Source organism: Pseudomonas sp. GW821-FHT05H12 (assembly GCF_059419385.1).
On sequence record NZ_JBWKRS010000021.1, the window covers coordinates 103,741 to 115,114 of the forward strand.

The window sequence follows — 11,374 nt, forward strand, 5'->3', positions numbered from 1 at the left end:
GCGATAGCGGTCTTGAGGCCGCCATCGCCGGCAAGCCGGCTCCTACAAGGGGCGGGGTTCCAGCACCAAAGCACGCACAAACAAAAAGGCCCGCTGAATCAGCGGGCCTTTTTTGTATCTGCAATTTCGCTTAGAACCTGAACACTTCCATGTCCGTACGGATCGGCGTGGCCATCGGCATCTTCGGCTTCTGCGGCTCAGCAGGCTTGGCCGGGGCCGGGGCCTGCTTGCGCGGTGCCTCGGCAATCGGCGGCTGGTTGGCCAATGGCTTGAGGGCCACCGACAACTGCTGCGCCAAGTGCTGCAACAACACGCCCTGGGCCTGGACCTGGGACGCGGTGGTGCCGGTGTGTTCTTCCTGCAGATGCACGATACGGTTGTCCCGCACTTGCCCGCGGCGGTCGATCAAACGCCACTGTGCATCGAGGATCGCCGGTTGCGAAGTGCCCGAGTCGAGCCGCGTGATGGTCAGCAACACCTGCACATCCGGAGTGAAGCCGGTTGGCGCAGGCGCCAGCACCACACGCTGGCTGTCCAACTGGCCCGCCACCTGGCGCAGCATCAGCTGGTTGATGTCGGAGGACAAACTGCCCGCCCAACGACCGTCAGTGGAACCTTGCAGGCTGCCATCGTTCTGACGTTGCAGCAGGGTTTCGCGTTGCAGGTAGTCCGCAACGACTACCGGGCCCAGCAATACGGCCATGCCAGCGGTTTGAGCTGGCTGAGCCGGACTTCCGCTGTCCAGCTGGTACAGCGACACAGGCTGGTGTGTGCTGCAACCCGCCAGCCCCAGAAGGCCAGCGAGCATCAAAATTAAAGGAAGGCGTGGAGCAGTCATCATCCCATCCAGGTGGCTGCCACAAGGCGAACCACAATGTAATACTAAAAATAACCTAAACACGCTCGGCCACGCCGGCGCTGGAAAGGCCATATCATCCGTGAATATGCGCCATGACTCCAGCGCCAAAGCGCCGATCTACGCGTTAAATCGTAGATCGGGGGCTCTAATTCGCCTTAAACAGGCGTTTCCACCAACAAAGCATCCACTCGCTGGAAGCCACGCGGCAGTTTGTTACCACGCCGGCCCCGCTCGCCCTTGTAGTGCTCAAGGTCGTCAGGACGCAGCGACAACGTGCGCTTGCCGGCCTGAAGCACCAGGGTTGCGCCTTCCGGGATCACCGCGATGTCGGTCACGTACTCTTCGCGACTGGCCACGCGCTCCCCCGGGATACCAATGATCTTGTTGCCTTTGCCTTTGCCCAACTGCGGCAGGTCGCTGATCTTGAAGACCAGCAAGCGGCCTTCGGTGGTCACCGACGCCAGCCAATTGCTATCACGGTCATCCACCGGACGCGGCAGGATCACCTTGGCGTTGTTCGGCAGGCTCAACAGCGCCTTGCCCGCCTTGTTCTTAGCCTGCAAGTCTTCGCCTTTGACGACAAAGCCATACCCGGCGTCGGAAGCGATCACATACAGCGCGTCATCGTCGGGCAGCAGCACACACTCAAAGTTTGCCCCCGGCGGTGGCGTGAGGCGCCCAGTGAGCGGCTCGCCTTGCCCCCGTGCAGACGGCAGCGTGTGGGCCGGCACCGAATAGCTGCGCCCGGTCGAATCGATAAACACCGCAAACTGGTTGGAACGCCCGGCTGCGGCGGTCTTGAACCCATCGCCAGCCTTGTACGACAAGCCAGTGGCGTCAATATCATGCCCTTTGGCTGAACGAACCCAACCCTTTTCCGACAGAACGACGGTAATTTTCTCGTTTGGCAGCAGCTCGGTTTCTGTCAGCGCTTTCGCTTCAGCGCGCTGGACGATCGGCGAGCGACGGTCATCACCATAGGTTTCGGCGTCTTTGATCAGCTCGCTGCGCACCAGCTTCTTGAGCTTGGCTTCGCTGCCCAACAGGGCCTGCAGCTTGGCTTGTTCCTTGAGCAGCGCATCCTGCTCGTCGCGCAGCTTCATTTCTTCCAGTCGCGCCAACTGGCGCAAACGGGTGTCGAGGATGTAGTCGGCCTGGATCTCGCTCAGCTGGAACTCGGCGATCAGTTCGGCCTTCGGGTGCTCGGCCGTGCGGATGATGTGGATCACTCTGTCCAGGTTGAGATAGGCAATCAGCAAGCCGTCCAACAGGTGCAGGCGACGCTCAACCTTGTCGAGGCGGAATTGCAGGCGGCGACGCACGGTCTGTATGCGGAACTCCAGCCACTCCACCAGCAGGTTGCGCAGGTTCTTCAGCTGCGGCTTGCCGTCCAGGCCAATGATGTTGACGTTGACCCGATAGCTGGACTCCAGGTCGGTGCTGGCAAACAGGTGCTGCATCAGCACTTCGTGATCGACCCGGCTGTTGGTCGGGATGATCACGATGCGGCACGGGTTCTCGTGGTCGGACTCGTCACGCAAGTCGGCAACCTGCGGCAACTTCGACGGCTTGGCCTGCATCAGCGCGGCGATCTGTTCAAGCACCTTAGCGCCGGACACCTGGTGCGGCAGCGCGGTGACGATGATGTCGCCGTCTTCGACGTGGTAGACGGCGCGCATGCGCACCGAGCCCTTGCCGGTTTCGTACATTTTCAGCAGGTCGGCGCGCGGCGTGATGATTTCCGCTTCGGTCGGGTAGTCCGGGCCCTGGATGTGCTCGCAGAGCTGCTCCACCGTGGCCTTGGGCTCATCGAGCAAGCGCACGCAGGCCGTGGCGACTTCGCGCAGGTTGTGCGGTGGCACGTCGGTGGCCATGCCCACGGCGATACCGGTGGTGCCATTGAGCAGGATATTCGGCAAACGTGCTGGCAACACCAGGGGTTCGTCGAGGGTACCGTCGAAGTTCGGGCCCCAGTCAGCGGTGCCCTGTCCCAATTCGCTCAGCAGCACTTCCGAATAACGCGACAACCGCGCTTCGGTGTACCGCATGGCGGCGAAAGACTTGGGATCATCCGGCGCACCCCAGTTGCCCTGACCGTCCACCAGCGTGTAGCGGTAGCTGAACGGCTGGGCCATCAGCACCATGGCTTCGTAGCAGGCGGAGTCGCCGTGGGGGTGGAACTTGCCGAGCACGTCACCGACGGTACGCGCCGATTTCTTGTGCTTGGAATCGGCGTCCAGGCCCAACTCACTCATGGCGTAGATGATGCGCCGTTGCACGGGCTTCAGGCCGTCGCCGATGTGCGGCAAGGCACGGTCCATGATCACGTACATGGAGTAGTTGAGGTAGGCATTTTCGGTGAAGTCAGCCAGCGACCGGCGTTCTACGCCATCTAAGCTGTCTGCGAGGATGTCACTCATGCGGGCCTCATCATTTGGTAAGACGCAGCGAAAATGTCGCGACGTCGGGTCAATTCAAGAAAATTCACATTCATGGCTGGGCACTCCAGCCCCCGGCCGGGGCGGCGAAACGATAGACCACCGGGCGTTTTTCACCATCGGCGCGCGGGCCGAAGTTATTGTCGATGCCCAGCCAGGCACCGTCAGCATCCACCACCAACACTTCGGCCAGGCCATACGGCTGGGCGTAGCGGCGCTCGGGCGTCAGGGTTTCGTCGGCAAACGACCAGCACCGCTCAACCTTGGCCGTGACCAGATCGCGCCGGCAAATCTGGAACGCATTGCGCTCCAAGGTAAACAGCTTGCCGTTGAACAGCGCCAGGTCGGCAAAGTCCTTGGACACCGCCTTGGCGTTGGTGAACTGCGCCGGCTGTACTTCCTGGCCAGCCTCGCTCAGCAACACGCAGGGCCCATCACAGTCCCACACGCTTTGCGCACGTTTGATCGAGATCAGGCCGCGCCGCTCACGTTCGGCCGCCAGCCAGAGCTGATTGCCTTCGGGGTTGATCGCCAGGCCTTCAAACAGCGCATTGAAGTGCAGCAACATGCCACTGGCTCGCGCTTCACGCACCATGCCCGGGGCGATCTTCAACCACTGCGATTCACCGCTGACCGGCACTTGCAGCACCGCCGCGTGGGCTTCGCTGACAATGTAGCGGTTGCCCGCCGCATCGCAGGTGATGCCTTCGAAATCCAGATCACCGCCACGAATGAACGAAGCGGCCTTGGTCCGCGAACGCAGGCCCCAGGGCAACCCGGACTCGGGCACCGGTGGCACGTCGATCTTGACCGTTTCGGCCTGCCAGGTCGGCGCACTGATATCCAGGCGATAGATCTGATCATCATCACGGTCGGAAACCGTCCACAGGTCCTTGCCACACAGGGCCAGGCCGGAGAGATTGCCGCCGCGCATGCCGTCAACCGGGTGTTCGGACACCAATTTGAGTTCTGCAACGGGCGCGGCAGCCACCTGGATGGCCACCAACCCGCTCAACATCAGGATCGCCAGGGCGAAACCTGTGCGCATCAGCCCAGAACCTCGGCCAGGTTGCCCTTGGATTCCAGCCAGGACTTGCGGTCCGGCGCGCGTTTCTTCGCCAACAGCATGTCCATCATTTCCGAGGTTTCGGCAAAGTCTTCGCCCAGCGTCAACTGCACCAGGCGCCGCGTGTTCGGGTCCATGGTGGTTTCGCGCAGTTGCGGCGGGTTCATTTCACCCAGGCCTTTGAATCGCGTGACCTGCGGTTTGCCGCGTTTCTTCTCGGCCACCAGACGGTCGAGGATGCCATCGCGTTCGGCTTCGTCCAGGGCGTAGAAAATCTCCTTGCCCAGGTCGATGCGGTACAGCGGTGGCATGGCGACGTAGACGTGACCGGCATCCACCAGCGGGCGGAAGTGCTGTACGAACAGTGCGCACAGCAAGGTCGCAATGTGCAGGCCGTCGGAGTCGGCGTCGGCGAGGATGCAGATCTTGCCGTAGCGCAGCTGGCTCATGTCCGCTGCGCCCGGGTCAACGCCGATGGCTACGGCGATGTTGTGCACTTCCTGGCTGGCCAGGACTTCACTGCCATCGACTTCCCAGGTGTTAAGGATCTTGCCGCGCAACGGCAGAATCGCCTGGAACTCCTTGTCCCGCGCTTGCTTGGCGGAACCACCGGCGGAGTCACCCTCCACCAGGAACAGTTCGGAACGCATCGGGTCTTGCCCGGCGCAATCGGCCAGCTTGCCGGGCAGTGCCGGGCCCTGGGTGATGCGCTTGCGCTCGACCTTCTTGCTGGCTTTCAGACGGCGGCCGGCGTTGTTGATCGCCAGCTCGGCCAGGGCCAGGCCCAGCTCAGGGTGCTCGTTGAGCCACAGGCTGAAGGCGTCCTTGACCACACCGGAGACAAACGCCGCCGCCTCGCGGGACGACAGGCGCTCTTTGGTCTGGCCAGAGAATTGCGGCTCCTGCATCTTCATCGACAGCACGAACGCGATACGCTCCCACACGTCTTCCGGCGCCAGCTTCACGCCACGCGGCAACAGGCTGCGGTATTCGCAGAATTCGCGCATGGCATCCAGCAGGCCCTGGCGCAAACCGTTGACGTGGGTACCGCCCTGGGCCGTCGGGATCAGGTTGACGTAGCTTTCCTGCACGCTGTCGCCGCCCTCGGGCAACCACAGCAGCGCCCAGTCGACCGCTTCTTTATTACCGGCCAGGCTGCCGCAGAACGGCTCGTTGGGCAGGCGCTCGAACTCGCTGACGGAATCTTCGAGGTAGGAGCGCAGGCCGTCTTCGTAGTGCCACTCGACCTTTTCACCGGTGCCTTTGTCTTCAAAGGTCACCAGCAAGCCCGGACACAGCACAGCCTTGGCCTTGAGCACGTGCTTGAGGCGGCTGATGGAGAATTTGGGCGAATCGAAGTATTTCGGGTCCGGCGCGAAGTACACGCTGGTGCCGGTGTTGCGCTTGCCAACGGTGCCGACCACAGCCAGGTCGGTGGCTTTGTAGCCATCGGCGAAGGTCATCTCGTATTCGTTGCCGTCGCGCTTGACCCGCACCCGCACCAGTGTGGACAGGGCGTTGACCACCGAAATACCCACACCGTGCAAGCCACCGGAGAACTGGTAGTTCTTGTTGGAGAACTTGCCACCCGCATGGAGCTTGGTGAGGATCAGTTCGACGCCTGGCACACCCTCTTCCGGGTGGATGTCCACCGGCATGCCGCGACCATCGTCGGACACTTCCAGGGAATGGTCAGCGTGAAGAATGACATGCACCGACTTGGCGTGGCCGGCCAGGGCTTCGTCGACACTGTTGTCGATGACTTCCTGGGCAAGGTGGTTCGGCCGACTGGTGTCGGTGTACATGCCGGGGCGTTTGCGCACCGGGTCGAGGCCCGAGAGGACTTCGATGGCGTCGGCGTTATAGGAGCTAGCGCTGGGAGTGGCCATAAGGTCTCGTCGTGAGTCGTTCGATTAAAAAATGACCTGCGATTTTCAAAGAGCTGCGAAATCGAAGGATTGATAGTGATCAGGGCCAATGCCGGCAAAACTCAGCATGGCCGGTAATTGCCGGGCAAACCCCTGGTAACCGTGATCGCCACCCGCCTGGATGCGCAAGGCACAGGCCCGGTAATACTGCTGGGCGAGGCGATAATCCAGGGTTTCATCCCCGGTCTGCAACCACACCTGATAACGCGCGGCATCCTGGGGCGCCGGCACTTCCAGCTCGGCCAGGGCCGTGACGTGGTCGTGGGTCAGTTCCCAGGTTTCATCGGTGTAGAGGTTCTTCTGGGTGCCCAGGTAACCGTCGAACATCCGATGCGGGCTCACGGCCGGGTTGACCAGCAGCGCCTTGAGGCCATGGCGTTCGGCAAGATGGGTTGCATAGTAGCCGCCGAGCGAGCTGCCGACCAGCAGTGGCCGCCCCAGTTCGGCAATCGCCGCTTCCAACTGGGGAATTGCCTGGCGCGGGTGGTGATGCAAGGCCGGTACACGCAGTTGATCGGCCAGGCCGAGTGCGCCCATCACGGTGATCAACTGAGTGGCCTTGTTGGACGCCGGCGCACTGTTGAAACCGTGGATATAGAGGATCGAAGCAGACATGCCGGGCTCTCCGTGCATCAGCCAAAGAGGCGCAGTTTACAGGGATCGATGCCCCGTGTGATGACCCAGGCCCAAAGGACACAGAAGAACCCTTGTAGGAGCCGGCTTGCCGGCGATGGCGGTGAATCAGCCACCTATTTCTTGGCTGGCAGAGCGCTATCGCCGGCAAGCCGGCTCCCACAAGGGGGATGGGTGTCAGTAGCCGTTGCTGCCGTAATCCACGGTGAAGGCGAAGCCCTGGACCCTTTCAACACCTGTCTCCAACCGTCCGTCGGGGTGCAGGCGCAGCCAGCGGTAACCCGGTGCCTGCTCGCTGACGTTGAAGTCCTCGCTGCCCGGCGCGAACTGGATGCAGGTGGACGGCGAAGCCAGCAGCCGCACACCGTTGCGCTGGCGGTCGATTTCCTGGTGAACATGCCCCCAAAGCACCGCCTTGACCTGCGGGAAGCGATCGAGCACGGCAAACAGTGCGTCAGGGTTGCGCAGGCCGATGGGCTCCATCCACGCGCTGCCGATCGGCACCGGATGGTGATGGAAGCACACCAGATGGTGCCTGTTCGGCGCCTCGCTCAAGGCCTGGGCGAGCAATTGCAATTGTTGGTCCTGCAGATAACCCGGCACCGAACCCGGTACGGCGGAGTCCAGCAAGGTGACGCGCCAATTGCCGATGTCGACCACCGGCTCCAGCAAATCGCTGTGCACGGCGGCGTGCGCCATGATCTGCGGCTCGTCGTGGTTGCCCGGAATCCAGCGCGCCGGAGCGTTGATGGCCCGGGTCATCTCGCGAAACTGCTGGTACGACTCCAGCGTGCCGTCCTGGGACAGGTCGCCCGTGGCCAGCATCAGGTCGATCTGCGGCTGCTGCCCGTGCACCAAGTCGATCACCCGTTGCAGGCTTTCACGGGTGTTCATGCCCAGCAGCGTGCCGTCGGCCTCGGCAAACAGGTGGCTGTCGGACAGTTGCACCAGCAACGCCGAAGCGTCGGGGCTCACGGTGGATACGCTCGGCAAGGCGCTCTCCCAAGGCAATCACAGGAATGGACGGTTGGCGTGATTATGCTGGGCAGGACACCAAAGAGGAAATACAAGGAATCAGATGCAGTTCACATCTACCGCACGACTTCAAACTCATGGCCCAGGGCCAGACAGTGACTCAACCATTCACCGAGGAACACATTGAGCTGTGCTTTCTCATCGGGCTGATGCATGAACACATTGGGGTAAGGATAGATGCTGCGAAAGCGTCGTGCATGCTCGGCGCTGATCACTTCGGCCATCCGCGCGTCGTGGTACACCTGCACTTCCAGCTGCGGCACCGGCAGCCAGGGCAGGCTGTGCTCCTGGCGCACCCGCAAAGTGGTGGTGTACGGGCAGGTGAGCATGACCTCCAGGGTCAGCACACCGAGCATCTGGTCGCCGTGGGTCACGGCAATGCGCCGTGCCTCAGGCGTGTGGCGCATGTCGGGAAGCAGGCGCATCAACCGCGCATAGTTGGCCTCGCAGGCCGCTTGCAGGCCCACCAGGTCAACTCGATATCGTTCCCGTGCCTTTACTGCCATAACCCCCTCACTTCCGCGCGATTAAGCGCAAGCCATTGCAGGGCGATAATGCTGGCTGCGTTGGAAATTCTGCCGTCGCGCACCGCTTGCAGGGCATCCTCAAACGCCCAGGTGGTGACACGGATATCTTCAGCTTCTTCTTCCAATCCATGGACGCCACCTGCGCCTGCGCTGTCGCAACGGCCGAGGTACAGGTGGACAAACTCGGTACTGCCGCCGGGCGAAGGGAAATACTTGGTGATTGGCCACAACGCGGAGAACGTCAGCCCAGCTTCCTCCTCGGCTTCGCGGTGCGCAACCTCCTCAGGTTCCTCGTCCTTGTCGATCAGGCCGGCAACCATTTCCACCAGCCAGGGGTTGTCGGTACGGCCCATGGCGCCTACGCGAAACTGCTCGATCAACACCACTTCATCGCGCTGCGGGTCGTAAGGCAATACGCACACGGCGTCATGACGCACGAAGACTTCACGGTTGATCACCCGGCTCATGCCGCCGTCGAACTTCTCGTGGCGCAGCTGCACGCGATCAAGCTTATAGAAGCCCTGGTAGGCATTGTCACGCTGAACAATCTCGATCTTGCTCGGCGCCGATTTCGCAATGTCCGTCATATCCTTCCTCGTAGTGCCGGTGCAATGGGCGCCATCCTAACGCGCTCCCGCCCCTTGGTGCAGCCCCTTTCCAGTTGCCGGGATAGACGGCGGGCGTCAGAATCACTCTAATCAGCTTAGTGGCGAACTGACTGCTTTGTCGGTAGTCGAAGCTCCACAAATTTCGCTCTTATCGTTAGACGAAGGACTTCCATGTCGCTTTTGAAAATCGCCTCTGTGGCCTGTATCGCGCTGACCCTGGGCGCCTGCCAGAGCCTGTTCCAACCCAGCTACCTCAAGCCGCTGGACACCAAGCCGGACGCCTCGGAACAGATCAAGCCCGGCTGCGACAGCCCGGATTGCCCGCTGGTGAACATCGATACCGTGCACTTCCCCACCGAGCCGCAACTGGACTCCCTGGTGGAACAGCGCCTGCTGCAAATGACCCGTACCACGCCGGGCGCCAGCGTGCCGCCTACCTTGAATGCCTACCGGGACAAGTTCCTGCGTGAGTCCGCCGACCGCAACAGCATGTACCTGCAAGCCAAGGTACGTGAGCAGCATGACGGACTGGTGATCATCGAAGTCTCCAGCTACCTGGACACTGGCGCCGCCCACGGCGAGCCCGGCCGTGGCTTCATCAACTATTCACGCATCCTGCACAAAGAGCTGAGCCTGACCGACATGTTGCTGCCGGGCCAGGAACAGGCGTTCTGGAACACGGCCAAAGTCGCCCACAACAGCTGGCTGATCAACTCGCAGATGGACCGTGACCCGGAGTTCGTGAAGAACTGGCCGTTCCAGAAGACCCCGAACGTGGCCCTGACCAGCAACGGCGTGGTGCTCAAGTACAACGTGGCCACCATTGGCCCGTACGCGTTGGGGCTGATCGAAATGACCATCCCCTACGCGCGCCTCACCGGCGTACTCAAGCCTGAGCTGATGCCCGCACGCCACTAACGGCGCGGCCCAGCACCAGCTGCAACAGCCCTGCCAGCACCAGTGCTGGCAGGGTCGCACCGACATCCGGATACAAGTTGGCCAGCAGGTGGTAAGTCGCAATGCCACCCAACCAGGCCAGCAGTGACGGCCAACGCAGGCTGGCAACCACGCCCTCGCCACGACGGCGCAGGATGAAGTGATCCACCAGCACCACGCCAAACAACGGCGCAAACACCGAGCCGATCAACAACAGGAAGTTCTGGTACTGGGCCAACGGCGCAAAGCAGGCGATCAGGGTGCAGATCACACCGATGGCCAGGGCCAGGTGTTCAACCTTCAAGCGCAATAGCATGCCGCTGGACACCGCCGCCGAGTGGATGTCGGCAAAGGCGTTTTCCGACTCGTCCAACAGGATCAGCAGCAGCGGAATCCCCAGGCCTGCGCCAGCCAGCGCCAGCAATAGCGCATTCACTTCACCGCTTGGCGCAAACGCCAGGGTGTAGGCCACGCCCAGGCTCATCAGCCAGAAGTTACCAATAAAGAAGCCCAGGGCCGTGCCGCCAAACACGCTTTTTGCACGCTGGCCGAAGCGCGAGTAATCGGCAATCAACGGCAGCCACGACAGCGGCATGGCGATCGCGATATCAAAGCCCACGGCAAACGGCATGGAGCCGTCACCGGATTTGGCCCACAGCGCGGCAAGGTCGGCCTTGGCGAACAAGTTCCAGGTCAACCACAGGCAGGCGGCGAGCAGCAGCCAGATACCCCACTTGCGCAGGATCTGGCGCACAAACGTCAACGGGCCACTCACTGCGAGCAGCGTCGCCAAACCACCGAAAAACAGGGTCCACAGCAACGGGCTGGCCAACAGGCTGCCGTCGCTGAAGGCTCGGGCGCCCAGCAGGCTGGCGGCGTCGCGCATCACGATGATCTCGAACGAACCCCAGCCAACCAGTTGCAACAGGTTCAACAGCGCCGGCAGGCTGGCGCCTTTGGCACCGAGGCTGAGTTTGAGCGCGGCCATGGCGGACAGGCCGGTGTCGCTGCCGATCACGCCGACGGCGGCCAGCAACAGCACGCCTACCAGCGTGCCGAGGAAGATGGCCAGCAAGGAGCCGGACAAGCCCAGGCCCGGCGCCAGCAGCGCGCCGGTTTGCAGGACCATCAGGCCGATGCCGAGGGAGAACCACAGGGAGAACAGGTCGCGGGCGCCGAAGACGCGTTTGTCAGCAGGCACCGCGATATCGGGGGAGTAGGTACTCGGTTGAATGCTCAAGGGAGTTATCTCTGAGGGGCATTAATCCCCTGTAGGAGCCCGGGGGGGGGGGGGGGGGGGGGGGGGGGGGGGGGGGGGGGGGGGGGGGGGGGGGGGGGGGGGGG

The 11,374-nt window shown here is 62.3% G+C and carries 10 protein-coding genes; 1 reads left to right on the top strand and 9 read right to left on the bottom strand.

Going from position 1 to position 11,374, the window contains the following annotated elements; all coding sequences use genetic code 11:
- Positions 1-130: 130 nt before the first annotated feature.
- From AC07SU_RS19315 to AC07SU_RS19350, 8 genes are all read right to left on the bottom strand, one after another.
- Positions 131-838: a PqiC family protein gene (locus tag AC07SU_RS19315; protein ID WP_494997916.1), complete on the bottom strand. Its 708-nt coding sequence runs from the start codon at positions 836-838 to the stop codon at positions 131-133.
- Between the two features lie 176 nt (positions 839-1,014).
- On the bottom strand, positions 1,015-3,279 hold the full coding sequence (gene parC / locus AC07SU_RS19320; protein ID WP_176997149.1) for a DNA topoisomerase IV subunit A: 2,265 nt from the start codon (positions 3,277-3,279) through the stop codon (positions 1,015-1,017).
- A gap of 70 nt (positions 3,280-3,349) precedes the next feature.
- Positions 3,350-4,345: an esterase-like activity of phytase family protein gene (locus AC07SU_RS19325; protein WP_494997917.1), complete on the bottom strand. Its 996-nt coding sequence runs from the start codon at positions 4,343-4,345 to the stop codon at positions 3,350-3,352.
- The gene (gene parE / locus AC07SU_RS19330; RefSeq protein WP_176997151.1) at positions 4,345-6,252 is read right to left on the bottom strand and encodes a DNA topoisomerase IV subunit B; all 1,908 of its coding nucleotides are present in this window, start codon (positions 6,250-6,252) and stop codon (positions 4,345-4,347) included. The genes AC07SU_RS19325 and parE overlap by 1 nt, the downstream gene beginning before the upstream one ends.
- Before the next feature lie 45 nt (positions 6,253-6,297).
- Positions 6,298-6,906, bottom strand: a complete 609-nt coding sequence (locus AC07SU_RS19335) for a YqiA/YcfP family alpha/beta fold hydrolase (RefSeq protein WP_494997918.1) — start codon at positions 6,904-6,906, stop codon at positions 6,298-6,300.
- 195 nt (positions 6,907-7,101) lie between these two features.
- Entirely contained in the window at positions 7,102-7,917 is an 816-nt protein-coding gene (cpdA, locus tag AC07SU_RS19340) for a 3',5'-cyclic-AMP phosphodiesterase (RefSeq protein WP_494997919.1), read from the bottom strand.
- Positions 7,918-8,015: 98 nt separating this feature from the next.
- Positions 8,016-8,465 (bottom strand): DUF1249 domain-containing protein, encoded by a 450-nt coding sequence (locus AC07SU_RS19345; protein ID WP_176997154.1) that lies wholly within the window; start codon positions 8,463-8,465, stop codon positions 8,016-8,018.
- Positions 8,456-9,073 (bottom strand): NUDIX domain-containing protein, encoded by a 618-nt coding sequence (locus AC07SU_RS19350; RefSeq protein ID WP_176997155.1) that lies wholly within the window; start codon positions 9,071-9,073, stop codon positions 8,456-8,458. The genes AC07SU_RS19345 and AC07SU_RS19350 overlap by 10 nt, the downstream gene beginning before the upstream one ends.
- 192 nt (positions 9,074-9,265) lie before the next feature.
- Between AC07SU_RS19350 and AC07SU_RS19355 the strand changes: the two genes are divergently transcribed.
- Positions 9,266-10,012 (top strand): RsiV family protein, encoded by a 747-nt coding sequence (locus AC07SU_RS19355; protein ID WP_176997156.1) that lies wholly within the window; start codon positions 9,266-9,268, stop codon positions 10,010-10,012.
- Here AC07SU_RS19355 and cytX read toward each other — a convergent pair.
- On the bottom strand, positions 9,981-11,270 hold the full coding sequence (cytX, locus tag AC07SU_RS19360; protein ID WP_494997920.1) for a putative hydroxymethylpyrimidine transporter CytX: 1,290 nt from the start codon (positions 11,268-11,270) through the stop codon (positions 9,981-9,983). The genes AC07SU_RS19355 and cytX overlap by 32 nt on opposite strands.
- Positions 11,271-11,374: the final 104 nt, after the last annotated feature.

Excerpts from the sequence above, each read along its gene's own strand:
- AC07SU_RS19315 (WP_494997916.1), bottom strand. The coding sequence starts at position 838 with ATGACTGCTCCACGCCTTCCTTTAATTTTGATGCTCGCTGGCCTTCTG.
- parC (WP_176997149.1), bottom strand. The coding sequence starts at position 3,279 with ATGAGTGACATCCTCGCAGACAGCTTAGATGGCGTAGAACGCCGGTCG.
- AC07SU_RS19325 (WP_494997917.1), bottom strand. The coding sequence starts at position 4,345 with ATGCGCACAGGTTTCGCCCTGGCGATCCTGATGTTGAGCGGGTTGGTG.
- parE (WP_176997151.1), bottom strand. The coding sequence starts at position 6,252 with ATGGCCACTCCCAGCGCTAGCTCCTATAACGCCGACGCCATCGAAGTC.
- AC07SU_RS19335 (WP_494997918.1), bottom strand. The coding sequence starts at position 6,906 with ATGTCTGCTTCGATCCTCTATATCCACGGTTTCAACAGTGCGCCGGCG.
- AC07SU_RS19345 (WP_176997154.1), bottom strand. The coding sequence starts at position 8,465 with ATGGCAGTAAAGGCACGGGAACGATATCGAGTTGACCTGGTGGGCCTG.
- AC07SU_RS19350 (WP_176997155.1), bottom strand. The coding sequence starts at position 9,073 with ATGACGGACATTGCGAAATCGGCGCCGAGCAAGATCGAGATTGTTCAG.
- AC07SU_RS19355 (WP_176997156.1), top strand. The coding sequence starts at position 9,266 with ATGTCGCTTTTGAAAATCGCCTCTGTGGCCTGTATCGCGCTGACCCTG.